This is a genomic window from Actinomyces dentalis DSM 19115 (genome assembly GCF_000429225.1).
GTDB classification, from domain to species: Bacteria; Actinomycetota; Actinomycetes; order Actinomycetales; family Actinomycetaceae; genus Actinomyces; species Actinomyces dentalis.
This window is the reverse complement of record NZ_AUBL01000034.1, coordinates 23,451-49,868: the sequence shown is the minus strand read 5'-3', so window position 1 is coordinate 49,868 and position 26,418 is coordinate 23,451. Positions and strand designations below refer to the sequence as shown.

General features: G+C 72.1%; 27 protein-coding genes and 1 riboswitch. Of the genes, 9 read left to right on the top strand and 18 right to left on the bottom strand.

Going from position 1 to position 26,418, the window contains the following annotated elements; all coding sequences use genetic code 11:
* The 3 genes from G446_RS0108815 to G446_RS0108810 form a co-directional block, all read right to left on the bottom strand.
* The coding region (locus G446_RS0108815; protein ID WP_026409876.1) for a transposase family protein at positions 1-300 on the bottom strand (300 nt) is incomplete at its 3' end.
* Positions 301-448: 148 nt separating this feature from the next.
* A complete protein-coding gene (locus G446_RS19310; protein WP_084779110.1) occupies positions 449-691 on the bottom strand; it encodes a hypothetical protein in 243 nt (80 codons plus the stop codon).
* 209 nt (positions 692-900) lie between these two features.
* Entirely contained in the window at positions 901-1,149 is a 249-nt protein-coding gene (locus G446_RS0108810; RefSeq protein ID WP_026409875.1) for a hypothetical protein, read from the bottom strand.
* Between the two features lie 120 nt (positions 1,150-1,269).
* Between G446_RS0108810 and G446_RS0108805 the strand changes: the two genes are divergently transcribed.
* Positions 1,270-1,692 (top strand): hypothetical protein, encoded by a 423-nt coding sequence (locus tag G446_RS0108805; protein ID WP_026409874.1) that lies wholly within the window; start codon positions 1,270-1,272, stop codon positions 1,690-1,692.
* A gap of 61 nt (positions 1,693-1,753) precedes the next feature.
* On the opposite strand, the gene G446_RS0108800 is transcribed toward G446_RS0108805, so the two are convergent.
* The 5 genes from G446_RS0108800 to G446_RS0108780 form a co-directional block, all read right to left on the bottom strand.
* Positions 1,754-2,272 carry an HXXEE domain-containing protein gene (locus tag G446_RS0108800; protein ID WP_026409873.1) on the bottom strand — a complete coding sequence of 173 codons (519 nt, stop codon included), beginning with the start codon at positions 2,270-2,272 and terminating at the stop codon, positions 1,754-1,756.
* Positions 2,269-2,553: a hypothetical protein gene (locus G446_RS19970; RefSeq protein ID WP_156916590.1), complete on the bottom strand. Its 285-nt coding sequence runs from the start codon at positions 2,551-2,553 to the stop codon at positions 2,269-2,271. Before G446_RS19970 ends, G446_RS0108800 begins: the two co-directional genes overlap by 4 nt.
* Before the next feature lie 783 nt (positions 2,554-3,336).
* On the bottom strand, positions 3,337-3,570 hold the full coding sequence (locus tag G446_RS0108795; RefSeq protein ID WP_026409872.1) for a hypothetical protein: 234 nt from the start codon (positions 3,568-3,570) through the stop codon (positions 3,337-3,339).
* 836 nt (positions 3,571-4,406) lie between these two features.
* Positions 4,407-5,396, bottom strand: coding sequence for a hypothetical protein (locus G446_RS18785; protein ID WP_051285842.1), 990 nt, complete (start codon positions 5,394-5,396; stop codon positions 4,407-4,409).
* A complete protein-coding gene (locus G446_RS0108780) occupies positions 5,393-7,429 on the bottom strand; it encodes a hypothetical protein (protein WP_026409871.1) in 2,037 nt (678 codons plus the stop codon). Before G446_RS0108780 ends, G446_RS18785 begins: the two co-directional genes overlap by 4 nt.
* Positions 7,430-7,551: 122 nt before the next feature.
* On the opposite strand from G446_RS0108780, the gene G446_RS0108775 reads away from it, so the two are divergent.
* The 3 genes from G446_RS0108775 to G446_RS0108765 all read left to right on the top strand — a co-directional run bounded on the left by G446_RS0108775 (position 7,552) and on the right by G446_RS0108765 (position 11,066).
* Positions 7,552-8,958 carry an amidohydrolase gene (locus G446_RS0108775; protein WP_051285840.1) on the top strand — a complete coding sequence of 469 codons (1,407 nt, stop codon included), beginning with the start codon at positions 7,552-7,554 and terminating at the stop codon, positions 8,956-8,958.
* Positions 8,959-9,160: 202 nt separating this feature from the next.
* Positions 9,161-10,465: a hypothetical protein gene (locus tag G446_RS0108770; protein WP_156916589.1), complete on the top strand. Its 1,305-nt coding sequence runs from the start codon at positions 9,161-9,163 to the stop codon at positions 10,463-10,465.
* A 175-nt stretch (positions 10,466-10,640) separates the two neighbouring features.
* Positions 10,641-11,066 carry a YjdF family protein gene (locus G446_RS0108765; protein WP_026409868.1) on the top strand — a complete coding sequence of 142 codons (426 nt, stop codon included), beginning with the start codon at positions 10,641-10,643 and terminating at the stop codon, positions 11,064-11,066.
* Between the two features lie 125 nt (positions 11,067-11,191).
* Here the strand turns inward: G446_RS0108765 and G446_RS0108760 are convergent, their stop codons facing one another.
* The gene (locus tag G446_RS0108760) at positions 11,192-11,803 is read right to left on the bottom strand and encodes a TetR/AcrR family transcriptional regulator (RefSeq protein ID WP_026409867.1); all 612 of its coding nucleotides are present in this window, start codon (positions 11,801-11,803) and stop codon (positions 11,192-11,194) included.
* A 293-nt stretch (positions 11,804-12,096) separates the two neighbouring features.
* On the opposite strand from G446_RS0108760, the gene G446_RS16980 reads away from it, so the two are divergent.
* Entirely contained in the window at positions 12,097-12,777 is a 681-nt protein-coding gene (locus G446_RS16980; protein ID WP_051285850.1) for a low molecular weight protein-tyrosine-phosphatase, read from the top strand.
* Here G446_RS16980 and G446_RS18780 read toward each other — a convergent pair.
* Positions 12,728-13,957 carry an alpha/beta hydrolase gene (locus G446_RS18780; protein WP_051285836.1) on the bottom strand — a complete coding sequence of 410 codons (1,230 nt, stop codon included), beginning with the start codon at positions 13,955-13,957 and terminating at the stop codon, positions 12,728-12,730. The genes G446_RS16980 and G446_RS18780 overlap by 50 nt on opposite strands.
* A 209-nt stretch (positions 13,958-14,166) precedes the next feature.
* Positions 14,167-14,258: riboswitch (SAM riboswitch) on the top strand.
* Between the two features lie 5 nt (positions 14,259-14,263).
* Here G446_RS18780 and G446_RS0108745 point away from each other — a divergent pair.
* The 3 genes from G446_RS0108745 (at position 14,264) to G446_RS0108735 (ending at position 17,248) form a co-directional block, all read left to right on the top strand.
* Positions 14,264-15,418 carry a methionine ABC transporter ATP-binding protein gene (locus G446_RS0108745; RefSeq protein WP_425393880.1) on the top strand — a complete coding sequence of 385 codons (1,155 nt, stop codon included), beginning with the start codon at positions 14,264-14,266 and terminating at the stop codon, positions 15,416-15,418.
* Positions 15,415-16,134, top strand: a complete 720-nt coding sequence (locus tag G446_RS0108740) for a methionine ABC transporter permease (protein WP_026409865.1) — start codon at positions 15,415-15,417, stop codon at positions 16,132-16,134. Before G446_RS0108745 ends, G446_RS0108740 begins: the two co-directional genes overlap by 4 nt.
* A gap of 253 nt (positions 16,135-16,387) precedes the next feature.
* A complete protein-coding gene (locus G446_RS0108735) occupies positions 16,388-17,248 on the top strand; it encodes a MetQ/NlpA family ABC transporter substrate-binding protein (protein WP_156916593.1) in 861 nt (286 codons plus the stop codon).
* Positions 17,249-17,635: 387 nt separating this feature from the next.
* On the opposite strand, the gene G446_RS0108730 is transcribed toward G446_RS0108735, so the two are convergent.
* From G446_RS0108730 to G446_RS0108720, 3 genes are all read right to left on the bottom strand, one after another.
* Entirely contained in the window at positions 17,636-18,037 is a 402-nt protein-coding gene (locus G446_RS0108730) for a PIN domain-containing protein (protein ID WP_026409863.1), read from the bottom strand.
* The gene (locus tag G446_RS0108725; protein WP_026409862.1) at positions 18,034-18,261 is read right to left on the bottom strand and encodes a ribbon-helix-helix domain-containing protein; all 228 of its coding nucleotides are present in this window, start codon (positions 18,259-18,261) and stop codon (positions 18,034-18,036) included. Before G446_RS0108725 ends, G446_RS0108730 begins: the two co-directional genes overlap by 4 nt.
* A 90-nt stretch (positions 18,262-18,351) precedes the next feature.
* Positions 18,352-19,458, bottom strand: coding sequence for a GlxA family transcriptional regulator (locus tag G446_RS0108720; RefSeq protein ID WP_051285834.1), 1,107 nt, complete (start codon positions 19,456-19,458; stop codon positions 18,352-18,354).
* A 246-nt stretch (positions 19,459-19,704) separates the two neighbouring features.
* On the opposite strand from G446_RS0108720, the gene G446_RS0108715 reads away from it, so the two are divergent.
* Entirely contained in the window at positions 19,705-20,289 is a 585-nt protein-coding gene (locus tag G446_RS0108715; protein WP_245574651.1) for an isochorismatase family protein, read from the top strand.
* A 97-nt stretch (positions 20,290-20,386) separates the two neighbouring features.
* Here G446_RS0108715 and G446_RS0108710 read toward each other — a convergent pair whose 3' ends face one another.
* The 5 genes from G446_RS0108710 to G446_RS0108690 all read right to left on the bottom strand — a co-directional run bounded on the left by G446_RS0108710 (position 20,387) and on the right by G446_RS0108690 (position 26,366).
* Entirely contained in the window at positions 20,387-21,760 is a 1,374-nt protein-coding gene (locus G446_RS0108710; RefSeq protein ID WP_026409859.1) for a hypothetical protein, read from the bottom strand.
* Between the two features lie 113 nt (positions 21,761-21,873).
* Complete coding sequence (locus G446_RS0108705) at positions 21,874-23,196, bottom strand: hypothetical protein (RefSeq protein WP_026409858.1); 1,323 nt, start codon at positions 23,194-23,196, stop codon at positions 21,874-21,876.
* A gap of 75 nt (positions 23,197-23,271) precedes the next feature.
* A complete protein-coding gene (locus G446_RS0108700) occupies positions 23,272-24,588 on the bottom strand; it encodes a hypothetical protein (protein ID WP_026409857.1) in 1,317 nt (438 codons plus the stop codon).
* A 178-nt stretch (positions 24,589-24,766) separates the two neighbouring features.
* On the bottom strand, positions 24,767-25,405 hold the full coding sequence (gene upp, locus G446_RS0108695) for a uracil phosphoribosyltransferase (protein ID WP_026409856.1): 639 nt from the start codon (positions 25,403-25,405) through the stop codon (positions 24,767-24,769).
* Positions 25,406-25,493: 88 nt separating this feature from the next.
* Positions 25,494-26,366, bottom strand: coding sequence for a response regulator transcription factor (locus G446_RS0108690; protein WP_026409855.1), 873 nt, complete (start codon positions 26,364-26,366; stop codon positions 25,494-25,496).
* Positions 26,367-26,418: the final 52 nt, after the last annotated feature.

Below are 26,418 nucleotides of genomic sequence, written 5' to 3'. Positions count from 1 at the left end.
GCCGTCCACCACGTAGTCGCAGTCCCGGGGCACCTCCTCGGCCGTGAGCAGCAGGACCACCAGGGTCCGGGAGAGCGCCTCCGTCAGGGCCTTGATGGCCCGCGAAACAGTGGGCTGCGACACACCCAGGATCTCTCCGATCACCGCCTGCACGATGTTCTGACGCAGGTACATCAAAGTCGCCCGCAAAGACCCGGACAGGCCCAGGATCGGCGGATACCCCTCGACCCCCTCCTCGCGCAGCCAGGCGAGCAGCCCGTCGAACTCATCATCGGTCAATCCCGTGGTACACTCCATCATGATGGCCCACTCCTTCCGGGGTCATGGCTGTTGTTTCTCAGACGCCCATGATACCCCACGGGGATGGGCCATCATCATATCGCCCCCCGGAAATGACCCAGGACACACCCAGAATAACCTTCATGGTAAGAAAGACTTATCGTTTAAATCAGTTGCCGATGCCGGGAAAAGTATTCTTGATCACTTCAAGGAGTTTGGCGGCAATGGTTTGATCTAACTGGATCGTCTGACTTACCTTCGGATGGCTCTTCCGTTTATCCGAACCGAAGGTTGAGAGATGAAGGTAAGTTCGCCCATCATCACCCGTAACGACCTGGTATGTACAGTCAACCTCACTCGCATGAACCCGTACGTTCTGCGTGCCTTTTTCAAGGGTTCTCAGTTTAGCCATTGTGGATCCTTTCACCGTGTTGTCACCGAGAGTGAGGTGTCAAGAGTTAGTTTGAGGGTGTTCGGGTATATTTATAGGGTACGGTGAATCTTTCTTGCCAAAAATGTCGGTTCGAGAATTCGGATTGGTGTGATAGTACAGTATGAGGAGGGATAAGTAGAGCCGACATGTACGGTGTTCGTGCCGTCCTACGGAGTCCTTCAGCAGCGTCACCTCACCCGGAGTCGCCACACGCCGCGCTCCTCGTCCGAAGCGGGGAGGAGGACGTCGGCCTTCCTCAACTTGAGGCCGGCCCAGCGCAGGTCGTACTGCCAGGTGTAGAAGAGATCGCCCGACTCCCGCAGATCATCCTCGTGCCGATCCCAGACCGCCCGCGAGATCTCAACGATCGTCCCCGCCCCGCCAAGACTCTGGAGAGCCTCGACGATCCAGTCGGGCAGGTCGTTCCTGTGCGCCATGCCTCCAGTCTGCCATCAACACCCGCATCCGGGCTCGGCACGCGCGAGCTACCAGCAAGCTACGACGCCGAGCTCACACTTCTCGTGACCCGAGTACATCCGGCCATCGAGGAGGACGCCATGAGCGCGCACACCACCGCCACACCCGAGCAGGAGCAGGTCCTGAGACAGGCGGCGACGCTGTCCCGGATGCTCCAGCAGACCTGGTCCCGCGCCGACTCCTACGACGTCGTCATGCTCCTCGTCGCCGAACTCCTTGAGGCCCACGCCGACACCGGCATCGACCTGGGCACATGGCCCGTGCCGCTGGCCGCCGTCGTCTCGCACCTCGCCCAGGATCCCGAGGGCTGCGAAGTCCTGCGCGCCGCCACCATCGAACCGTGGTTCACCGTCATCGGCACCCACCGCGGGCACAGGCGCGAGGCGGTCGCCGTCGTCGCCGGCCAGCGCGTGGTCGAAACGGGGATCGGCGCCTGGTGGCGTCAGATCCAGGCGCCATCGGCAGCCGACGCCGCAGGGTTCGCCATCCGGAGTCCCGCCTGATCGATCGTCTGACCCGAGCCCCGCGCATCGGATGACCGAACACCCGGAAACTTTGCGATTGTCAGGCCGCCTTCGAAATCGACTCGTCGATCTTGCCCGTCATTCTGTGCAGAAACCCCAGGTTCATCAGCAGTGCGGCGCCGATTACGACCGTGAGAATGGCCAGTAGTGGGTAGTTGACAGGGAATGTGACGAATGCGATCCCCAGCGTCGCCACCACCAGTGGGGAAGTGAACACGGCGGTCCGGCTCCCCGGCGCCCATCCGGGGAAGACGAGGGCTTCGCGGATATGAGCGACGAGGTGCAGGGCGTAGGCGATGAAGGTGGCGGCTATGGTCTCAACCGAGCCCAGGATAATCCCGACCGATAGGATGAGACTTGAGACGATGAACTCCTCGCAGATCTTCGCTGCTATCGATTCGGTCGACGGGTAACTGCCCGCCCCCGCGATGAACATCTCCGACGCGTAGCGCTCATCGTTCGCATGCTCGTCGATGTACCGACGGATGAAAATGATCTCGTCGAACTCGTGAATCATGAAGAGCGTGATCGTGATGAATGCGAACGTGCCTATGCTCATCGGGACTCCTCCTCGTAGCGGCTTCGCGGGACATCGATGAAGCAGACGATCCAGCGGTCCGTATCGCCAGTCATCTTCTCATCTTCATGTCGATGGCGCTTAGCATCCTTCCCGCCCTGGGCGTCAACTCCTGCTGTGCTGCGGGTCACCGACTGGAACTCATGAGGACGACCGGGAGGGTCGGTACTGCCTTCTTCGAGATTCGCGACATCGGATGTGATGTTGGTGACGACTCGTGCGGCCTCGGCATTGAGCCGTGCGATCGCAATGGAGTCGGTCATGGGGCCATGGTAGCACCGGACGCCGGGACCGCCTTCCATGGTGTCTGTTGGGTCATGTGCGAGGCGTTGATGGCGGATGAAGGAATCGATTCTCCGGGAATGCGGGATGAAGATCCTTATGAGTTGACGAGGGCAGGGGCTGCGAATCATTCTCACGCCGCTTGATGGGCATTGCCGTCGGGATCGTCGCGAAGTCGATCTGGGCAAGTCAGAAGGCTCGTTCAGAGGGCGGCGGTTCACCGCAGGAGCGGCCGCCCGGATCCGTTCACATGACGCGTCAGGAGCGGTCGGAGGTCCCGACGAATCTCGGTTTTGGCGCCCTGGGAGGATCGTTCGGGTCGACACATCGGATGCGCTCGGCGATTTCCTTGTGATTCCGCGGTTCTGACGGCGGCGCGATCGAGTGCGGGTTGGAACGATCCTCCCAGAACACCATGTTCATGAAGGCCGTGGCCCGCCTCGCGCCGAGGTGCTGCCGCTGCCGCCTCCCGGGCCGCCGCCATCGGACGTGCTGGCCTCACCGGGGTCCTGACCCCTGGTTTCGAGGGCGACCTCATCGCCGCGGCCGACGATCCCGGCCAGGACCTGACCGTCCTGCACGACCTGCGCCTATGGTGGTCTTCCGCGGAGGATCGCCGCGGGCGAGCAGGGTTTACTTGCGCATACTTCCCTCTGCGCGGTACGGGGTGAGGGACGCTGTGGGGCGCCCGGCTGTGCGCGGGCGCGTTCGCGATGCCCGTGGTCGGTCGGGGGTGATGGGGCGCTGGCGCCCGGGTCGGCTGTTCAGTCGTTGTCTGTGAGGAGGCTGGGGGTCTTCCGCGAGTTGATCGGCTGGTTGCTTTCGATGGTGGGCAGGCCGGTGAGTGGGTCGAGGTGGAGTGGCTCCGGTGGGGCGATCTGGTCGATGTGGGCCTGCACACCGTCGCTGAGGAACCGCGACATGGACACGCCGCGGGCCGCCGCGCTCGCCTTGATCCGTTCGTGGGCCGCGGGAGACAGATCGATCGTGGTGTGCATGGGCCCATCATGTGACGATGCGCCCCGGTGCGGCAATGACATGGGACTCCTTCTGACGGTGCGATCTCGTTGAGCGGAATGATGCCCGCCCGGGGAGTCCGCCGTCGAGCGTTTTGCCGGCGGATGGGGAACCGCAGAATCTCGCGGAGAACGACGACGGAGGTGGCCGTAACGGGCCTTCGGCGGTGATGCCGGGGTAGAGTCGCCTCATGACCCGCCAACTGATCAGGGGGCCGCGATGCTGCGGTTCGACGTCGATCGCCTCCGACTCGCGGTGCGTGCGGGAGGTGCGGCCATGAGACGCATGGCTCTGAGGCGCATGCCGGGGATGACGGTTACGGATCTCATCCCCATCCATGAGGACGACCCGGGCGGGTCGGCCGACTCGCAGCACTCGACGCGAGGATCGCACGAGTCGCTCTGTCTCGAGCGGCCCAGATCTTCTCTTCAGTGATGGAGGCGATTTCGAATGACCGAGCTCTACGTTGTCAAGCATGTGGCCGACCGTGTTGCCAATGAACCGCGTAACGTGGGCGTCATAGCCGCAACCGGGCGCGGCGCCGACTCTCGGGTCGCCACGCGTTTCCTCAGCGTCGATCCGGACGGGACGTCGGCGCGCAGGCCGCTTCCCGGGGTTCCCAAGAACATCTATCTGGCCTGGGTGAATTACTTCCGGGTGAAAACGCGGGAGGGCCGCTGGGAGGACATTGCGCGCGCCCGACGGCGCCGTCCCCAGGACTTCTATCTCGATCATGTTCTGACGATTCTCGACAGTGATGACGTCGAACGAATCGCCGACGAGTACTTCTCCCGCCTTGTCCAGACCGTCGGGAGGGTCAGGGCGCCAGCTGATCGAGTGGAACCGGGCTCGCCTCGACGTCGTACGGATGTGGATCATTCTCAGCCGACGGCGGCTCGACGGCCCGCCGGGCGGCGTCGGCCGGGGAGGTGAAGACGAATACGGTGCGATCGGGCCGAAGTTCTCTGATGCCTGCGATGCGCGCGACCTCGGTTCCCCGGACGTCGACGGCCGTGAGCGTCACCGGGATGCCGCTGGGACTCTGGTTGCCCAGGGACATGCTCTGCGGTGACAGGAGCAGGGATGTCCGGCCCGCCCCCGCGAGCCACTGCCCGCTGGGGAAGGAGGAGCCCGGTGCCGTTGGATCACCCAGGGGGAAGACGCTGATGAGGCCCTGGCCGGCACCGCCGGGGAAGGGCGCCCGCGCGGTCTGGACCGCGAGGGCGTCATCGGTGAGCGCCTGCCCCAGCACGAGGCCCGTGACCTCGGCCCGCCGCACGAGACCGCCCGTGGCGGTGTCGAGGACCACCACCTCGGTGCGCTGCTGCGCGACGTCGCCGACGGCCTCGGGCAGGAGGATGAGGGACAGGCGGGCGCCGTCGGGACTGAGGACCGCGTAGGAGACGGGGTTATTGCCCATGGTGTTGTCCAGTATGCTCTCGGCCCCGTCCTGCGGTTTACCGGGATAGTCGCTGAGGGCCCGGATGCACGCCGTCGGCCGGTCGATGAGAACCGCCCACTGGATCCGGTCGTCCGCGTCCCGGCTGACCACCAGGGTCGAGTCGCGCGACGCGGTCGAGGAGAGGGAGAGCAGGGCGACCGTCCCCGATCCGGTCTCGAGGGCGTTCGTGCAGTCGGCACTGGCCGTCGCGCTCTCCTCCTCGGCGCGCTGGGCGGAGATCGTCGTCACGACGGCGTCGGTTCGGCCCGGCGTGCAGGCGCTCGGCGCGAGGACGAGTGCGAGGGCCAGCGCGCACGCCATCAGAAGGCGCGGAAGGCGCAGGGCCGGGCGCGGGGCGGGGCTCATGGGGCGCCCGCCGAGAAGGCGAGGAGCCGGACGTTGCGTGACCAGACCGATTCGCCCGTGATCTGAACCACCAGCGTCACCCCCGGGGCGCCGAGGGCGGTGATGCCCGACTCGTTGTGATTCAGCCGGTCCCGCTCCAGGTCGGCGAGCCACGGGTTGAAGGACTTGCGGCCGGGGGCGAGGCAGGAGGTCGTGCCGTCCACCGGGAGGCTCACGCCGGCGCCGCCGTCGCCCGGTGTGATCGTGAGGCGGGTCTCGACGCCGTCGCCCGCCTCGTGCAGCGCAATGCCGACTCTCGCGGCCGCCAGACCCGGGGTGCGGGCCGCTTCGGTGACGGCGCCCGTGGCCGGATCGAAGACCGCCGCGACCATGCCGGGCTCGGGGCCGGGGGGATCATAGGAGTCGATCTCCCACTGGGTCCCCTCGGGCGGTGGTGGCACGGTGACGAGCAGGTTCGTCGACAGGCTCGCCCGGCCGTTGACGGCGACGGCCGGGCCCAGGTCCGCGGTGGCGGTATCGGCCCCCTCGACGCCCGCGAGCGCGTCGAGGCCGACGGCCCGGGCCCCGCCGTCGGCCAGGACGGTGCCCCACCCGTTGCTGAGCACGAGGTGGTAGTGAACGGTCGCCAGCACGTCGTCGACCGTTCGCGCCGCCGCGGGGTCCGATTCGGGGGCCACCGTCAGGGTCGTGGTCACCGCCCCCGAGCCCTCGTCCTGGGACGGGTCGGACAGCTCCAGGACGAAGGAGGAGTGGCCGGCCGGGCCGGTGTAGTGGTCGGGGCGGGGGTAGTCGTCCTCCTCCGGCAGCGTCCACATCAGGGACCCGTCCTTCAGGCTGTAGGCGCTGCGCCCGTCCAGGACGGCGTCGTCGGTGAGCTGGAGCCGCCCGCCCTCGCTCAGATGCTCCATGACCGGGCTGCCGGAGACGGTGTCCAGCACGACGGTCTGGTACTCGGGCGCGCCCTTGAGGAAGGCGCCGGGCCCGAGCAGGCGCAGGGCCGCGTGACTGCGGTCGGGGCTCGTGATGAGGCAGGGCCTGTCGCCGACGACGGGCTTCTCGGCGTCCTCCTCCGGGCAGGCCAGGGTGATGTTCTCGCGGCGGAAGGTCCAGGTCGGCGAGCCGTCGGCGGGGTCGAGGCCCTGGAGGCCGTCCGGGGTGAGGATGAGGGGGCCGGCCGCCCCGGCGACGACGTCGGTGAGCTCGGCGATGTCCCGGCTCCAGGCCGGTTCGGGGGAGAAACTGGTCGGGTTCGCGGGCAGTCCGACGGCGGTCCGCTGGGTGGCGGGCGCGTCCTCCGGGCTGCGCAGCTGCACGACGGCCGCGCTCCCGGCCAGGACGAGCACCGCGACGAGCGTCGGGGCGGCGACGGCCGCCCACCGCGCGGGGCGCCATCGCCCGCCGGGGGAGGGGTCGTCGCCGCGGGCCGTGTGCAGGGCGTTGCCCAGCGCGCCGGCGGCGGCCGCGAGCGACAGGCCGATCACCATGAGGGCGATGAGGAGGAGCTCGGTCACGCCGATTCCCGTGGCCCGGGCGATCGTGTCCCACCGGCGCGCGCAGACCGTCGCCGCCCGGCCCCCGAGGCACAGGACGAGGGCGGCCACCGCCAGGTGCAGGACGGCGGCGACCCGTCTTCCCGCGCTGAGCCGGCCGTTGCCGGGCCGGCCGTCTCCGGCGCGGCCGCCGACCGCCCGATTGCCGCCGGACCCGCCGTCGTCGGCCCGGTGTCCGCCGGTCGCCCAGTCCTCGCCCGCGTCGAGGTCCATCTTGCGCCGGACGAGGCTGCTGAGCGCCCGGAGGCCCAGGATCGGCAGGATGCTCGGCACCGTCACGTCCTCGGGGAAGTCGCCGCCGGTGGCCTCGGCGGTGCCGAGGGCGTTGCCGGCGTCGTCGGGGATGAAGGCGAGGTGGAGGCCGCTCGGCCACACCAGTCGCGCCGCGGCGGCGACGGCCAGGAGGACGACGGCGCCCGCCAGGCCGGTGCGCAGGGCGCGGCGCGCCCGGGGGACGTTCAAGGACGGGCGGGCAGGGGCCATGCCCTCAAGTATGGCTCAGGCGGCGTGCGGCGGATCGTGTTCTCCCCGCCCGCCCGGGCGCCTCGTCTCCGGCGGTGAGGACTCGGACCGGGGGCGGCGACGTCCGCTGGGACGGCCGCCAGATGAAGCCGCGGCGCCCGTGGCCGTCCGGGGCGGGGCATGATGGCCCCGTGCGCGACCTCACCCGCCCCACCGAGCCCTCCCGCGCCGTCCAGGCGCGCATGGCCGCCGAGACCGCCGTCCGGGCCGGCGTCGTCGGCCCCGCCGCCGTCCTGGCCGAGTCCGACGGCGCCCCGCCCCGCCTGCGCGCGGCGCTCGCCCGGTCCCTGGCCGGGCTCGCGCCGCGGATCGCGGCCCTGTCCCGCGACATCCACGCCCACCCCGAGGTCGGCTACCACGAGCACCGCGCGGCCGCCGCCGTCGCCGGCCTCCTGCGCGAGTGCGGCATCGAGCCCGAGGTCGGCGTCTACGGCATGGACACGGCCCTGCGCGCCGAGATCGGCCCGGCGGGCGCCCCCGCCATCGCCGTCCTGGCCGAGTTCGACGCCCTGCCCGGCATCGGCCACGGCTGCGGGCACAACGTCATGTGCGCCAATTCCGTGGGCGCCTTCCTCGCCCTGGCCGACCTCGCCCGGCGCGGGCAGTGGGCGGAGTCGGCCCCGCCCGGCCGCGTCATCCTCCAGACCACCCCCGCCGAGGAGTGCGACACCGCCAAGGAGCGCCTGGTCCGGGCCGGCATGCTCGACGGCGTCGACGCCGCCATCCAGACCCACGCCTACGCCCGCGACGTCGCCGACCAGGTCTGGCTGGGCGTGCGCCGCATGCGCGCCGTGTTCACGGGCGTGCCCGCGCACGCCGCCTCCCAGCCCTTCATGGGCCGCAACGCCCTGGACGCCGCCACTCTCGCCTTGAGCGGGATCGGCCTGCTGCGCCAGCAGATCCTGCCGTGGGACCGCGTCCACGCCGTCGTCGTCGACGGCGGGGAGGTCGCCAACATCATCCCCGAGCGCGCCGAGCTGTCCCTCATGGTCCGCTCGAAGTACCCCGAGACCCTCAAGGACCTGGTGGGGCGCGTGGAGGACGTCCTGCGCGGGGCCGCCCTCATGAGCGGCACGGGCGTGCGCATCATCGTCCCCGACTACACCAACGAGATGCCGGTGCGCGCCAACGGCCCGCTCACGGCCGCCTGGGTCCGCTCCCAGCGCGAGCGCGGCCGCGACCCGCTGCCCGCCGGCGTCGTGCCGGAGACGGTGGCCGCGGGGACCGACTTCGGCAATGTCTCCCAGCGCGTGCCCGGCATCCACCCGCTCATCGGGGTCGCCGACTCCCCCGACGTCGCCCTGCACACCCGCGAGATGACGCGGGCGGCCGGTTCGCCCACGGGGGAGGCCGCCGCGGTCGACGGCGCCTACGGGCTGGCGGCCGTCGCCCTGGACTGGCTGCACGACGCCGATCTGCGCCGGGCCGTGCGGGAGGACTTCGAGGCGGGCGGCGGCGCCGTCGACGTGGAGCACTTCTGGGACGCCTGAGCCTCGGGCCGAGTCCGCGGGCCCGACCGCGGCCCCGGCCCGGGGACCGGCGCGGGCGGCGCACGGGGGACGGGGGCTGATGCCGCCCATCGGCAACGGCGGGCAGCGCCGCCCGGACGGCGCGCCGGGGAGCGCCGCTACTCGTCGGCCATGGGGAGTACTGCTCTTGTGGGTCGTGGGGAGTACTGCGATCATGAATGCCGTGACTGTCTCACCGGGGAACTTCTCCACGCCGCCCGTCTACAACCCGCCCCCGACCGCGCCGGGCTGGCCGCCGAGCGGGGGTGCCGTCCCGGCGAGGCGGGGCTCCGGTGTGGAGGCCATGGCCGCCGTCTTCGCCGGACTGGCCCTGACGAACTTCATAGCGCTGTATCTCCGGAGCCCCTACCAGCCTCTTTTCGGCGATGGCGCCCTCGCCCGTTTCATAATGGAATTCCTCTTCGGGGACATCTGGTACATCATCGTGGGATTCGTCCTGTGCCTGCGGCACCGGGCGGCGGCGGGCTCCGCGGTCGTGCTGTTCTCCGTCGGCCCCCATGTCACAACATATGTGATTGGTATCACACAAAATGATTATGTGTCCGTGGACGGCGACACGGAGTTCACCACGACGGTCATTTTCGCGGTGATCACCGCGGTCGCGCTCTTCGGCGCCTTCATCATGAACCTGCTCGGCGGGCCCGGGGGCGCGGGAATTCCGCCCAAGCCGCTCCAGCTGTCCGAGGCCGCACTGGCGTACTGCATAGTGGCAGGCGCCATCGGCCTCTTCAACGTCATCCACGCCCTCATGGGGTACCCGCTCTTCGGAAGGGGCGTCATGGAGGCGGGCGTCCCCCCGATGATGATGGCGGTCTACGCCTGTGACGCCATCGTTCTGATTCTGGGCATCGGGGCGATCGTGGTGCTGCGATCCAGGCGCTCCCGCGGCGCCTACGCCGGCCTGCTCGCCGGTCAGGCGATTTCCTGGGCCGCGGCTGTCGCCCTGAATTATGTCTGGCTCGTGAATGATGTCTATCATCGTTTCTACCCCGCCGTCATGGTGCCCGGCATCATAGTCGCAGTCATCGTCCTCGTCTTCGCGCTCATGGCCGGGGCGCCATCGGTGGGGCAGTGGTTCGCGGGAGTTCCGGCTCCCGTCGCGGGGATGCCGGCTCCCGGAGTCAATGTCGGCGGCCCCGTGATGGTCGCGGCCCCCGCCCCGGTCGCCGTCCCGCAGCAGGTCCTGGGCGCGGACGGGCGGATGTACACCGTGATGACCGCGGCCCCCGCTCCGATAATGGGAGGAGGGGCACCCGGGTTCGCCGGAGGCGCGTTCGCGCCCGCCGCCGCGCCCGCGCCGTTCCCGCAGGCCGCCGCTCCGTCGGCCCCCGTCGCTCCGTCGGCGCCCGCAGTCCCGTCGGGAGCCGCCGCTCCCGCGCCCGCGCCGTCCTCGCAGTCCGCCGCCTCCGCCGCTCCGCCCCTGGTCGGGTACGGATCGTCTTCCGGGTCGACCCCCTCCTCGGCCTGATCTCCACGTCGACGGTCGGCGGGCTGCTACCCTGGCGCCGTCAGTTCCTGGTGCGCGAACCGCACGGCCCGGTGGGAAGTCCGGGCGGCGCCCCGCGGGGCACTCGTCGCTCCCGTCGCCCCCGACGTGGAGAATCCGGCGTCACCGGGTCCGCCTCGGCGTACCTGGAGACAAAATGCCAACCATCTTCACTGTTCTTTTCGACGGCCGGTTCTGGGTCGGAGTGCTCGAGCGTCACGACGCTGGCCGGGTGCGGGCGGCCCGGGTCGTCTTCGGGGCCGAGCCGTCCGACGTCGAGCTCCACGCCTGGCTCCTGGCCCACGGATCCGAGCTGCTGGAGCGGGTGGAGCGGGCCCCGCGGGTGCGCGAGACCCGGGCCGGGCAGCCGCGGCGGATCAACCCGAAGCGGGCACTGCGGCTCGCGGCGCGCGAGGCCGCCCGGCCGCGTACGAGCACGACGGCGCAGCAGGCGGTCAAGGCCGAGCGCGAGGCCCGGGCGGCGCAGGCCGCCCGCACCGCGAGCGCCGACCGCCGGGCCGAGCGCGAGGCCGCCCGCGCCCGCAGACGCACCCGGGCCAGGGCCAGGCGCCGCGGGCACTGAGCCGGGGCGCGGGCGCCGCCCGTCGCCGGCCGCTGCCGCCCGTCGCCGGTCGCTGCCGGGGGAGGGGCCGCGGGCGGCTCCGCCCGCGCGCCCCTGACGGAGTCGGCCGCCCGGAAGGCGGGCGCTCACCCCCGCGCGCCCGGTCCGCGTCCGTCCCCGAGGGCGAGGATCGCCCGGCAGGAGGCGCGCATGGCGTCTTCCAGCCAGGCGGGCATATCGACGTCGGTGCGCAGGTAGCGGCGCACCAGCCCGTACGGGCCCTCCTGGCACGCCACGACCACCAGCGCCAGCGCGTCCGGGTCCGCGCGGCCGAAGCGGGCCCGGGCCAGGGCCGCCGTCGCCTCCCGCACCGCGTCGTTGACGTGCTCGACGTCGCGGCGCAGCTCGCCGTCGACGCGCGCGACCAGGTCCTGCCGGCGGTACAGCGTCATGGCGATGGCGTCGAGCCGGTTGTCGCGGCAGAACCGCGGGACGTGGGCGGCCGCCTCGCAGGCCGCGGCCCCGGGGTCCGGCAGGGCGAGGGCCTCCAGCAGTCCGACGTGGAAGCGGCGCACCGCCCGCAGCCACAGGGCCCCGAACAGGGCGTCCTTGTTCGCGAAGCGGTAGTAGACCGAGCCCGGCGGCGCGCCCAGCCGGGCGGCGACGTCGGCGACGGTGGCCTCGCGCCAGCGCTGCGCGGCCACGACGGCGGCGGCGTCGAGGATGCCGTCGGCGGTGAAGCGGGCGGGTCGTGCCATGGGCCCATCATGCCGCGCCGATTCCCCCGCCAGGGCGGGGACCGCGCCGCGGGGCCGCCACCGGCCCGGGCGGCGCCCCGCCGGGCGGGCCCCGCAGCGCTCGCGGCGGGCGTCCCGCCCGTGAGCGGGGACTGCCTCGACCAGGCGCCCGGCGGCCAGGGCCGAGGCGGGCGCCCCGCCCATGAGCGGGGACTGCGCCCCTCCGCGCCCCGCCCGTCTTGAAATCGCGGCGCCGGGCGCGAGACGCTGCTCCCGTGCCACCCGCGATCACCGCCACCGACCTGCCCGCCTCGATGAGCCCCACCGGCCCCTACCGCATCGCCATGGTCTGCACCGGCAATATCTGCCGCTCGGCCATGGCCCGGGTCGTCCTCATCGACCGCCTCACCGCCGCGGGCGTGCCCGACGACGGCGTCGACGGGGTGGCGGTGACCTCCTCCGGCGTCTCCGACGAGGAGCACGGCAACCCCATGGACCGCCGCGCCCGGCGCATTCTCGCCGACCACGGCTACGGCCGGGGCTCCGACGACGTCGCCCGCGCGGTGTCGCGCGCCATCGCCGCCCACCGCGCCCACCGCATCTCCGACGCCGAGCTGGTCGACAGCGACCTCATCCTCGCCATGACCTCCCGCCACCGCGACGCGCTGCTGCGCCGGGCCGACCGCCTGGGCCTGGGGGACGGTCCGGCCCCGGGGGACGGCCCGGACGCGGAGGCGGGCCGCATCCGCCTGTTCCGCGAGTTCGACCCCGCCACCGTCGAGTTCGCGGCCGGGCGCGGCGCGCCCCCGCCCGCAGCCCTGGACGTGCCCGACCCCTGGTACGGGACCATGGAGGACTTCGCCGCCACCCTGGAGGTCGTCGAGCGCGTGAGCGACGCCCTGGCCCCGGCCCTCGTCGAGCTGGCCGCCGAGCGCTCGCAGACCCTCACGCGCGCGCAGGCCCCCGGCCGAGCCGCGCGACCAGCCAGCCGGTGAGGGCCGCCAGGTACTCCTCGCGCGCCGCCGCGTCCGACAGGGCCAGGTCGTGCACGCCGCCCGGGATCTGCCGCACGGTCACGTCGTCGCCCAGGAAGGGGGCGCGGGCCACCATCTGCTCCACCGAGAGCACGAGGTCGCCGTGGCGGGCCTGCTCGATGCTCGCGCCCCTGCCCACCGTCGTCGTCGAGCAGCACAGCAGGACGGGCTCCCCGATGCCCAGCCCGTGGTGGACCTCGCGCTGCAGACGCCGGATCCCCGCCATGAAGCCGGCCCGGACCGGGAAGGAGGGGGAGGGCTTGAGGGTCAGGTCCCAGTCCCACGGCCCGCCCCACCGGCGGTGCAGGACGCGGGCGTACATGTCGAGCTCGATCGGCCCGGGGTCGGCGTCCGCATCCCCGGCGCGGTCCCGCGGGGCCGCGTCCGCCGGCGGCGGCGCAGCCGGCGCCCCCTCCGTCCGCCGGTCGGCCGATCGCGCCGCTGGCCCCCGCAGTTCCGCCGCCCGCGCCGCTGGCCCCCGCAGTTCCGCCGCCCGCGCCGCGGCCGCCTCGAGCCCCGCGGCCCGCAGGGCCCTGGACTCGTCCGGATTGTCGATGATCCGCTCGGGGTCCCAGCGGGAGATCAGGTCCACCCAGGCCGACCCGTAGGAGCGCACGAGCGCCGAGGAGTTCAGGTCCAGCCAGGGGGAGTTGAGCGTGATCGCCTCCACGCCGCCGGGGTGGTCCTTCGCCCAGATGACCGCCTGGAGGCCGCCCGTGGAGTGCCCGTTGAGGACGACGGCGCCGTGTCCGTGCTCGGAGCGGATGATGCGCAGCGCCTCGCCGATCTCCTCGTCGTGGACCCGCAGGTCGCGCACGTCGTGCGGGGACCAGTAGCCCGCCCCGGCCCGACCGCAGGTGCGCAGGTCCAGGGCGTAGAACTCGTAGCCGGCCTCCAGCAGGGCGTCGGCCAGCCAGGTCTGGAAGAAGTAGTCGTTGCGGCCGTGCAGGTAGAGCACGGCGCGGTCGTGGCGGGGGGCGGCGCCGGGCGCCGGGACGGCCCCCCGCTGGTGGACCAGGACGGCGTGATCCGCCCCGGGGGCGGCGTCGGACTCGGTCACGGGGATCCGGCGGGCCACCCACGGCCCGCCCAGGATGTCGGCGGTGAGCTGGGGGCGGGTCGGCGGCGTCGGCGCGGTCATGGGGCGATTGTGGCACCTCAGTCCCGCCCGGAGCCTCGTCCGGCGCGCCCGGCGCCGCGGGCGGGGCGCGCACCGGCGGCGCCCGTCGCACGGGCGGTCGGAGGCGGGCCTCCGCCCCGACCGGCGCCCCGCCCGGAAGAGGGCGTGACGTTCGTCCCTTCCCGTCGCGGGGGTTTGCCCGTCCGCCCGCACCCGCCTACCGTTGTCCTGGACCATCCAGAGCAGCCGAGAGACCTGGCTCGACGACGTTGCAGCAACCCCCGCTTCGCGGTGAGGGTGCTTCCGCCAGGATCGATGGAGGAGTGCGTGAGCGAAGATCCAGCGGGCCGGGCCGAGCCGCCCGGCGTCGGCCCCCTTGACGTCAAGACGGACGACGGCGCCCGCTCAGCCGACGACGGGCCGGGACCCGCCGACGGTCCAGCCGTCGACGGTCTGGAGCCCGCCGGTGCCGAGCCGCCCGGCGCCGAGCCCATGATCCGGCTCCACGACGTCCACAAGCACTACCGCCTGCGCGACGGGCGCGAGGTGCGCGCCCTGGACGGCCTCACCCTCGACGTCCCCGCGGGCTCCGTCCACGGCGTCGTCGGCACCTCCGGGGCCGGCAAGTCCACCCTCGTGCGCTGCCTGACCGCCCTGGAGCGGCCCACGAGCGGCGAGGTGCGCGTGGCCAGCCAGGACCTGACCGCCCTGGGCGCCCGCGAGCTGCGCGAGGCCCGCCGCGCCATCGGCATGGTCTTCCAGCACGCCAACCTCCTGGAGCAGCGCACCGCCGCCCAGAACATCGCCTACCCGCTGGCCATGGCCGGCGTCCCCAAGGGCGAGCGCCACGAGACGGTGGCCCGCATGCTCGAGCTCGTGGGCCTGGCCGACCGCGGCTCCTCCTACCCCGCCCAGCTCTCCGGCGGCCAGCAGCAGCGGGTGGGCATCGCCCGAGCCCTGGCCGACCAGCCCGCCGTCCTCCTGTGCGACGAGCCCACCAGCGCCCTCGACCCCGAGACCACCCGCTCCATCCTCGAGCTCATCCGCGACGTGCGCGACCGCCTGGGCGTCACCGTCGTCATCATCACCCACGAGATGAGCGTGGTGCGCGCCGTGTGCGACTCCGTGAGCCTGCTCGAGGCGGGCCGCGTCGTCGAGTCCGGGCCCATCGAGGACGTCGTGGCCGACGTCGCCTCCCGCCTGTCCCGCGAGCTCGTCCCCGCCCCCGCCGTCCCCGCCGGATCGGTGGGGCCCGACGACGCCGTCATCGACGTCGCCCTGACCGCCCGCCCCGGTCAGCCCGCCGCCGCCCGGGTCCTCGCCCTGGCCGCCGAGCAGGGCGCCGACGTCGCCGGCGGCCTGTTCGAGACCCTCGGGCGGGCCCAGGTGGGGCGGCTCGCCCTGACCATCCCCGCGGACCGGGCGGAGGCCGCGGTCGCGGTCCTCACCGGCGCGGGCGTCACCGCGGAGGTGCGCGCATGAGCACTGCCACCCTGTTCACCGGCGCCGCCCTGCTGGCGGCCAAGTCGGACGGCGCCTGGTTCTTCAACCCCGCCATTACGCGCAAGCTCGGGCCCGCGGCCCTCGAGACCTTCGGGATGCTGCTCGTGTCCGGCCTCATCACGATCGTCGTCGGCCTTTTCCTGGGCCTGGCCCTGGTCACCACCGGCGCGCGCGGGCAGCACCGCAACCGCGTCGTCTACGAGGTCCTCTCGCAGGTGGTCAACATCGGCCGCTCCATGCCCTTCATCATCCTCATGGTGGCGCTCATCCCGCTGACCCGCATCCTCGTGGGGACCTCCCTGGGCTGGGGGGCCGCCTGCGTGCCCCTGACGATCGGCGCCATCCCCTTCTACGCCCGCCTGGTCGAGACCGCCATCAACGACGTCGACCACGGCAAGGTCGAGGCCGCCCTCATGATGGGCGCCTCGGGGACCCAGATCACCTGGGGCGTCCTCGTGCGCGAGGCCCTGCCGACCCTCATCCAGTCCGCCACGGTCACCATCATCACCCTCCTGGGCTACACGGCCATGGCCGGCACGGTCGGTGGCGGGGGCCTGGGCGATCTCGCCATCCAGCACGGCTACCGGCGCAACGACACCGACGTCATGGTCATCGTCGTCGTCCTCATCGTTCTCATCGTCGGCGCCATCCAGGTCATGGGCGACATGCTCAGCCGGCTGGTCGACCACCGCTGACGGCGAGAGCCGAGCCCCGACCAGCCGGAGTCCCCGCCCGCGGCGCCGCCGCGCAAGCGCAGGCTCGGCGCACCCGCCCCGGGATCGCCACCGGGGCCGCCGCGGCCCCGGCCGTCACCGGTCCCGCCGCGACTCGGGTCGTCACCAGACCCATTGGTGCGCACCGCTCCGCCACTTCAGACCGCGCTCCTCCGGGAGCCCCGCCCAGGGCCGCACCGGCCCGAAAGAAGAAGGAATCACCATGCCCCGCTCCATCCGCCCCTCCATCACCCGCCGTTCCGTCCTCGCCGGCTCGCTCGTCTCCGCCGTCGCCCTCGCCCTGACCGCCTGCGGCTCCAAGGGCTCCGCGGACGGCTCCGTCAAGGGCATCGAGGTCAAGGACGGCGTCGCCACCATCACCATCGGCGCCACCCCGCAGCCGCACGTCACCATCCTCCAGTGGGTCCAGGACAACCTCGCCGCCGGCGCCGGCCTCAGCCTCGACATCAAGGAGATCGACGACTACCAGACGCCGAACACCTCCCTCGACGACGGGTCCCTGGCGGCGAACTTCTACCAGACGCCGAACTTCCTCAAGCAGCAGATCGAGGAGAAGGGCTACGACTTCGTCTCGATCGCCGACGTCCACATCGAGCCCATGGGCATCTACACCTCCAAGGGCTACACCTCGGTCGACCAGGCGGCCAACGGCGGCACCGTCGTGCTCAACTCCGACCCGGCCAACACCGCCCGCGGGCTCAAGCTCCTTCAGACCGCCGGCCTCATCACCCTCGACCCCTCCGTCGAGATCCCCTCGGACCTCGACGTCACCGCCAACCCGAAGAACCTCAAGCTCGTTACGGTCGACGGCGCCCAGGTGGCCGCCTCGATGGCCGACGCCGAGCTCGCCGTCATCAACGGCAACTACGCCCTCCAGGCCGGTCTGGTGCCCAGCCGGGACGCCCTGGTCCTCGAGCCGGGCGAGCACAGCCCCTACGCCAACGAGCTGGTGGTGCGCACGGCCGACAAGGGCAACGAGCACCTCGTCAAGCTCGCCGGGCTCATGAACTCCCCCGAGCTCAAGGCCTACATCGAGCAGACCTGGACCGACGGCTCGGTCATCCCGGCCTTCTGAGCGGACTCCCGCTCACGGGCGGAGCGCCGCCCGGGCCCGTGGTGGCTCGCCCCGGCCGACGTCGCCCCGCCCCGGCCCGTGGTGGCTCGCCCCGGTCGACGTCGCCCCGCCCCGGCCGGTCCCGCTCCAGGTCGGGTCCGCGAGATCGTCGGGTAACCCGCGAGCACGTCACTTAACCCGTGAGATCGTCACTCAACCCGCGAGAACGTACCTCTAGCAGACGTGCTCGCGGGTTAAGTGACGTGCTCGCGGATCCGGCCGGGGCAGGTCGGGGGCGGCGGGGTTCGGGACCGGACCCGCGACGCCCCCGGGCCGACTCCCGTGCTGATGCGGGCCGGGCCCGGGTGCCCCACGGACGCCCAGATCCCGGGCCGCGGCGGTGCTTGTCTACACCTCGATCAGCGGGAGGCCCGGGTGAACGGCGCGCAGGTCCTCAGGGTCGGAGGTCACAACGGTGTGCCTCTGCTCCTGCGCCGCCAGGACGACGTGGACGTCGACGATGTCCCGGTGGCCGCTTCGTCCGCACAGCAGGCCGACGGCCCTCGCCGTCATGTCATCCAGCGGCACGACCCTCACATCGGGATCCGCGAGCAGCCGTGCGACTCGGGCCTGCCGCGGGCCGCCCCGCCAGGCTTGCGCCACGACGCCGGCCGGCACGCTCAGGGGCAGGCCGGCCTCCAAGGCCCGCCGAAGAAGAGCGCGAACCCGTGGGCTCCCGCGCTCAAGCGCGAGCAGCGCGCCGGTGTCCAGGGTCAGGCCCTTCGCGCTCTTCCCGCTGGCGGCGGTCATGCCAGACCCAGTGCCTTGTCCGCCCACGTCAGGTCGGCGTCGCTGACGGGGCCGAGTTCGCGGTCGAGTTCGTCCAACAGCTGTGCGAGGCGGTCCTCCTGCTGCGCATGAGCAACCGCCGCGCTGATGAAGCCCGATACCGACGGCGCCCTGCCCTGTTCGACTGCACGGCGAATGGAGACGACCTGCTCGTCCGGAAGGCTCACCGCGATCTTCTGAGTCATACCAGAATCATACCGGAGGGTTGGCGGCCAGCGCCGACTCCGATGGTGGCTCCGCGTGCGCGGGGCTCTGCGCGTCGTCCGCCGCGCCGGTCAGTTGTCGCGCGTCCGGGCGGTATTTCTGCGGGACTGCGCGGGACTCGCCCGGCTCGGCGAGGGGGAGCGCGGGGACGCGGTGCGGAACCGGCGTCGGTAGGCCGACGGCGTCGTGCTCAGCACCCGCCCGAAGACCTGCCGCATCGTCACGGCACTGCCGAAGCCGCAGGCCGCGGCCACCTGCTCGATCGCCAGCCCCGTGCTCTCCAGGAGGCGCTGCGCCTCGCGCACGCGCTGGGCGCGCACCCAGGCCGCCGGCGCGGTTCCCGTCGCCTCTCGGAAGGCGCGGATGAAGGAGCGCGTGCTCATGTGCGCGGCCGAGGCCAGCCGCTTCACCGTCAGCGGCTCGGCCAGGCGCTCCAGCGCCCAGGCCATGGTGCGGCCGATGGCGTCGTCGTCGGGGTGCCGCGGCATCGGCCGCTCGACGTACTGCGCCTGTCCGCCCTCGCGGTGCGGCGCGATGACGAGCTGGCGCGCGACCTCGTTGGCCGCCTGCGACCCCAGCCGCGCGCGCACCAGATGAAGGCAGGCGTCCAGGCCCGACGCCGCACCGGCCGAGGTCAGCACGTCGCCGTGGTCCACGTACAGGACCGACTCGTCGAGCCGCATCTCCGGGTGCTCGCGTGCCAGCGGCTCGAAGGCCCGCCAGTGCGTCGTCGCCCGACGTCCGCCGATGAGGCCGGCCTCGGCGAGCGGGATCGCGCCCAGGCACAGGCCGACGACGCTCGCTCCCCGGTCGTGAGCCTCCTTCAGCAGCGAGCGCAGTGAGTCCTCTGCCGCGCGACCGTCGGCGAACCAGGCGGGGACCACGACGACGTCGGCCTCCTGCGCCGACTCCGGACCGCCCAGTCCGCTGAGGATATAGCCCTCCGAGGTGCGGATGGAGGTGGTGGTCGGCGAGGGGATGGGGGCGGTGGTCGGTGAAGGCGCCGAGGCCGTGGAGTCGGCGGGATCCTCGACGGGCCTCACCGACTCGGAGCCGGTGGTGAACAGCGAGACCCGCCAGTCCGCCAGACCCAGCCGGCTCACGGTGCCGAAGACCATCTGGGGGATCGACAGGTGGAACATGGTGACGCCGTCGAATGCGTAGACGGCGATCCGCATATGACCTCCCACGTGTGCGCCGCCGATGCCGATGCGACGTCGATGTGCCGCCGCCTCCTTGGCGTGAAACCATCGAAGAACAGCATATGCGCCACTGGCGGGCGCTGGAGCCCCCGGGCACCCTGGATGAGACACCGTAACCGCGCCGATGCGCGCCGCAGCTTTGGAGGCACCGTGACCGCTTCTCAGGACGAATCGCGACGAGGCCCTCGGCCCGATCCTCGCAGAGCGCTGATCCTCGTCGACGTGCAGCGCGAGTACGCCCGGCTCCCGCTGCGCATCCGCTTCCCGCGCCTGAGCGACTGCCTGGATCGGATCGAGCGGGCGCTCGACGCGGCAGCCGATGCCGGCATCCCGGTGGTGTGCGTGCAGCACGCGGGCAGACCCGGAGGGCCGGTCTTCGACCCCGGGGGGAGGGGCTTCGAACTCTGCCCGCGCATCGAGGGCCGGTGCGCCCCGGGATGGAAGCGCGTCGTCAAGCGCCACGGATCGATCTACGCCGGCACCGGCCTTGAGCCGTGGCTGCGCGAGCGGGGCGTCGACACCGTGACGCTCGTCGGGTTCATGGCGAACAACTGCATCCTGGCCTCGGCGGCCCAGGGGGAGACGCTCGGCCTGACGACGGAGGTGCTCTCGGACGCCGTCGGTGCCGTGAACCTGCGCAACCGCGCCGGAAAGGCGGACGCCCGAGCGGTGCACGCCACGCTCATGGCGCTGCTGCACTCCAACTGGGCCGCGGTGGCCGCCACCGACGAGTGGTGCCGGGCGCTCGGTCGGGGCGCTCCGCTGCCGTGCAGCAACCTCGTCGCCTCCGCGGTCGCGCCGTTCTAATGCCCGCCCGAGCCGGCAGCCGCGCGAGCCGGCAGGCCGGCCGCGTTGGCCACCAGGGCCCGGGCGCGCCGCGGGGCCACCGTCGGCGGACGGCGGGTCAGCGCGAGCCGGCGGGGGAGAAGCCGTAGACCTCGCCGTCGTCCGGGTCGTAGCCCAGGGCCAGGTCGGATCTGACGAGCTCGAGCTGGCTGTTATCGGTGGCGTCGATCCCCTCGAAGGAGACCGCCTCGCCGGTGGCCAGGTTGTAGAGGAAGTGGAAGGAGTTGACGCCGGCCCTGCCCTGCGCCACGACCCGGAGCGTCCGTTGGTCCGATGATGTGGCGAAGCTCCCGATTTCGGGGCAGCCGGACTGCGACGAGGATGCTGAGATGGCCGAGCCGGACGACGTTCTCGGGATCACCGCCTTCGTCTGCGGCACGTCGAAGGTGGGGCCGCCCAGGACCTCGATGGAGGTCGTGCACTTGCTGTCTCCGTGCCCGAGGGCCAGGACCTCGCTGAAGTCGCCGTCCCTCCACAGCGTCCGGTAATCGGACAGCGAGCGCGGCGAGGTCTTGTAGATGAAGGCGGTTCCGCGGTTGGAGAGGCCGGCCTTGATGGCGTAGGAGTCGGTGGAGTCCCCGCCGTCGATGTCGAACTCGTATACGTGACTGATGTCATTGTGGTCGCGCGTCACTGCGGCCACGGCCCAGCCGTTGGAGGCCGCGGAGATGAAGTAGTCCTCGAGGGCGGGCAGGTTCAGCTCGACCTCCTTCCCGGTGTCGAGATTGATGATGCGCCGCATATTCAGGACGATATAGCGGTTACCCTGCCGCACGTACGTGGGGAGGAGGGACGGGAGATTGCTGTCGATATGGTGCGACGCGCCGGACACCTGGGCGCTCCACAGCGGCTCCGTGCTCCCCTCCTGCCAGGCCCGGCACGAGTCGGTGGAGTCGCAGTTGACGATGATGTCGTCGGCGAGCAGCGGCGGCTTCTGCGCGTCCCAGGGCGCACTCGAAACCTCACCCGTGTTCAGGTTGATGAGGGTCGTGCCGTGGACGAGCGTGGACTCGCCCCAGGGGAGGAACTCCGGGTCGTCGAGAGCCCCCTGGGACAGGTCGACCGTCTGCGTCCAGGATTCGGTCGGGCCCTCGTCGCCGATCGTGTACCCGGTCAGGGTCGCGTTCGAGTCCCTCGCCGTGGAGCGCTCAATGGCCACGAGGTGATTGCCCGCCGTGACGATCTCCCGGTTCGTCCCGATGGAGGTCCTCCAGCGGACGGCGGCGCCATTGACCCACCCGTTGTCGGGCGCAGCGGCGGGGGAGCGGTTCTCCGCGCCGCGGGCGGAGCGGCGCTCGGCGGACAGGAACCAGCCGACGCCGATGACCGTCGCGAGGACGAGGACGCCGACCAGGGCCGCCGCCAGCACCGTGCGCGGGCGGTAGCGGGGGCCGGTGGATGCTGTGCGGTTCGAGGGCGCGGCGTCGGTCATGAGCACGATATTACGAGATCGCGGGGCCCGCAGCGGGCGCGGGCAGGGGCTGCTCGGCTCTTCGTGGCGAAGACCGGCCGGCTCCCCGCAGCGCTGAGCCCGCGCCGGAATCCTCAGCTCTTGGGGGCGAATGCCCTCACCGTTCCGGTGGCCGGGTCGTAGCCGACAATGAGATCCGGTCGAACCAGCGTGAGCTGTCCCCCCGCATTCACGTCGATGCCCTCGAAGGCGATCTGCTCCCCGGTGGAGGCGTTGAACAGGAAGGAGAAGGAGTTGGATTCCAGCCGGGCGGGGATCGAGGCCATGAGGAGGGAGCGGTCGGCGGGGACGCGCAACCTGGATATGCAGGTCCTCTTCGTCGTTGGGGAGTCGGGGCCATTCGTCGACGTCAGGTCCGGCATGGCTATGGAGGCGCCGCCGACGACGTCGATCCGGGGGATGCATTCGTCGGAGTCGGGGGTGAAGCGGACCGCGATATTGCTCGTGTCGCCGTCGCGCCACGCCGCGCGGTAGGCGGACAGCGGCAGGGGATCCGGGACCCAGAAGGCGATGGATTCATCGTCGTGTTCATCGGTATAGGTGTCGATCGCCTCACCGCCCTCCGGGCCGAAGGCGTAGACCACCGAGCCGCTGCCCGTGGAGTGCACGACCCAGCCGTCCGCGGCGGCCACGAGATAGTAACTCTTCAGGGACGGCAGATCGAAGGAGACCAGCTCGCCGGTGTCGAGGTTGACCGCGCTGTGGAAGGCGAGAATGACGTAGCGCACGCCCTCGCGCCGGTAGACGGTCTGGGAATTATTGTCGAGACCGATAAACGCGGAGACATTCTCGATGGAGGTATTCCACAGCTGCTCGTCGGACCCCTCGCGCCAGGCCGCGCAATTGTTGTCGGTCGAGCAGGCGATGACGACGTCCTGGGCCACCATCGGCTGCTCGTCGGCCGGCCAGGGTCCCGAAGAGGTGTCTCCCGTGGTCAGGTCGATGACGGTCGAGCCGTGAATGAGATGATGATCGCCCCAGCGGACGAACTGCGGATAGTCCTGCGTGAGCGCGCCCCGCGACAGGTCCGCCGTCGTCGTCCAGGCCTCGGACAGGCCGCCGTCCTCGATCGTGTAGGCCGTCAGCGTCGCGGCGCTGTCGCGCGCGGTCTTGCGCGTCAGGGCCAGGACGCGATCCCCGGCCGAGAAGACCTCGGCGCCGCCGTCGATCTGCGTCTGCCAGGACTGCACGGCCCCCGCCGCCCAGCCGGAGACGGGCGGCCGGCCTTGAAGGTCCTCGGCGCCGCTGATCGCGCGCCTGTTGGCGGAGACGATCCACCCGATCCCGATGACGGCGGCGAGCGTGACGACGCCCGCGACGACCGCGGCGATGATCGCGCGGGGGCCGCGGGCCGGACGGCCCCTCCTCGCCGGGGGGATCGGGGCGGTTGCGCTCATGGGTCCGATGCTAGAAGGCCTTCTCCGCGGGGGCGAGGTAATGGGCTCCCCATCCGGCCCGCCCGCCGGCCGTCCTCAGCCGGCCGGGGCGAAGGCGCTCACCGTCCCGGTGGCCGGGTCGTAGCCCAGGACCAGGCCCGGCTCGACCATCTCCAGCCGGCCCCCGGCGGCGACGTCGACCCCCTCGAAGGCGATCTGCTCCCCCGTGGCGGCGTCGAGCAGGAAGAGGAAGTCGTCGGGGTCGAGCCCGCCGCTCTCAAGACCCATGATCACCCGTCCGCCGGTGGACATGCGCAGCTCCCCGGCGCACAGGACGGAGGCGTTCACGACCCCGGGCTCGGAGTGCTTCGAGAAGGTCGGCACCACGAGCAGGCCCACGTCGGGCACGTCGACCGAGTCGATGCACGAGCCCGTCGTCGAGTAGGCGGCCAGCAGCAGGCTCCTGTCCCCATCGCCCCACAGGGAGCGGTAGTCGGAGCGCGAGTGCGGACCCCGGGCGAGGATGGAGTGCTCCAGGGTCCCCGCCGGAAGAGTGTCCGGGTAGGAGTCGAAGGGCCTGCCGCCGTCGAGGTCGTAGGCGTAGACGGCGGCCCCCGTGCCGGAGTCGTCATTGACCCCGATGTGCACCAGCCAGCCGTTGGAGGCGGGCAGGACGTAGTAGCCCCGGGAGGCGGGCAGGTCGAACTCGACCCTTTCGCCGGTGTCGAGGTTGACGACGTCGTGGAGGGCGAGAATGACGTACCGCGCCCTGCCGCGCTGGTACACCGGCGTGGTGTTGGCGCTCGGAGCGGTCCAGCCGGACTCGTCGAGGGAGACGGTCCACACCGGGTCGGCGGAGTCGGCGCGCCAGGCCCGGCAGACGAGGGAGACGGAGCAGGCGATGATCGTGTCCCCGGCCGCCATGGGGAGCTCGTCGTCCGCCCAGGGCGCGGGCGAGGTCCCGCCGTCGGCCAGGTCGATGACGGTGGAGCCGTGGACGACCCGCCCCTCGCCCCACTCGATGAACTCCGGCAGGTCCCCGGGGGTCGTGCCCCGGGACAGGTCCGCCGTCGTCGACCACGCCTCGGACAGGCCGTCGTCCTCGATCGTGTAGGCCGTTAGCGTCGCGTTCGCGTCGTCGCTCCTCGCGCGCGTCACGGCGATGAGGCGCCCGCCGGCGGAGAAGACCTCGGCGTCCGGGGCGATGGCCGCCTCCCACGTCCGGGTGGCGCCGTCCGCCCAGCCGTCGTCGGGCAGGCTGTGGCCGACGACGTCGGCGATGCGGCTGCCCATGACGTACCGGCCGATGCCGATCCCCGCCGCCAGCGCCAGACCGCCGGCCAGCACCACAATGACGACAATGCGCAGAATGCGGACGCTTCGGGGCGTCGCCGCGGGGTCCGGGGAGCTCATGGGGCGAGGTTAGAAGGACCGGCCCCCGATGGCAGTGGGGCGAACGCACCATGGCGCCGGCGGGCGGGCGGGGTCCTGGCCGGGACGCCCCGGCCGCGGGACCGGGCGGCGCCATGGCCGCGGGACCGGGCGGCGCCGCGCGGACCGCATCGTCCGGCCGCCCCGGGCGGGCCGGCCCTCAGTCGACGATGCCGTAGAGGCGGTCTCCGGCATCTCCCAGGCCCGGGACGATGTAGGCGCGGTCGTTGAGGCGCTCGTCGACGGCGGCGGTCACCACCGTCACATTGGCGCGCCCCCCGACCCGCTCCTCGACCTGCTTGACGCCCTCGGGGGCGGAGATGAGGCAGATGGCGGTCACATCGCGGGCGCCGCGCTCGAGCAGGTACTCGATGGCGGCCACGAGGGTGTGACCGGTGGCCAGCATGGGGTCGATGACGAAGCACTGGCGGCCCGACAGGTCGTCCGGCAGCCGGTTGGCGTAGGTCTCGACCTCCAGGGTGTCCTCATCGCGCTTCATGCCCAGGAAGCCGACCTCGGCCGTGGGCAGCAGCCGGGTCATGCCCTCGAGCATGCCCAGGCCCGCCCTCAGGATCGGCACGACGATGGGCCGCGGCTCCGCCAGGCGGCGGCAGCGGGCGAGCGCCACCGGCGTGGTGATCTCGACCTCCTCGGTGCGCACGTCGCGGGTGGCCTCGTAGGCCAGGAGGGTGACGAGCTCGTCCACCAGCTGGCGGAAGACCGCCGACGGCGTCGCGGCGTCCCGCAGGACGGAGAGCTTGTGGTCGATGAGCGGGTGATCGGCAACGTGGAGACGCATAGGATCAGCCTACGATGGGCGCATCGGTCGGACGCGCCGAATCGCGGCCGCCCGCGGGCCGGGGCAGGGCGGCCCCGCGGCCAGGCGCTCAGGCGTGGGCGCGCACCCAGGCGAGCACGGCCCGCACGCGGCGGTTCTCCTCGCCCGGCGGCAGATCCAGCTTGAGGAAGATATTGGCCACGTGCTTGGCCACCGCCCCGTCGGAGACCACCAGCCGCTGCGCGATCCGCCCGTTGGACAGCCCCTCCGCCATGAGCGTGAGGACCTCGGCCTCCCGCGGGGTCAGCCTCTCCAGCCCCCGGTTCGGCGGGTCGGCGGGCGCGCCCGCGGCCGGGCCGCGTCCCACCGCGCCCGTTGCGCCCGGCGCGTCCCATGCGCCCGGCGCGATCGACTCGCCCGCCCCGACCGCCCCATCCGGTGCGCCCGCTGGGCCCGCCCCATCCGGCGCGCCCGAGACGCCCGACGCCGCGAGCGCTCGCGGCGCATCCGGCCCCGTCGCGCCGGCTCCGACCGCACCCGCCGCGGACGCCATGAGGTGCGCCATCACCTCCGGGTCGATGACGATGCCGCCGGAGACCACCACGTCCAGGGAGTGCATGAAGTCGCTCACGCGCCCCACCCGCTCCTTGAGCAGGTAGCCGACCGCGCCGTCGACCCCCTCGATGAGCTCGCCCAGATACGGCCCGGCCACGTAGGCGCTGAGCACCACCACCGGCAGCCCCGGATGCGCGGCGCGCAGGTCGACGGCGGCCCTCAGGCCGTCATCGGTCCTCGTCGGCGGCATCCGCACGTCGGTGACCACGACGTCCGGCAGCTCGCCCGCCGCCGCCAGCCGGGCGACCTCGGTGCGCAGCGCGTCGGCGTCGGCCACCTGGGCGACCACCTCGTGGCCGGCGGCGGCCAGCAGTCCCGCCAGACCCTCGCGCAGCAGGGCGGCGTCGTCGGCGAGCAGGATCCTCATGCGCCCATCCTGCCCCTCCGCCGTCGGCCGGTGCGAACCCGGGCCGAGAGGC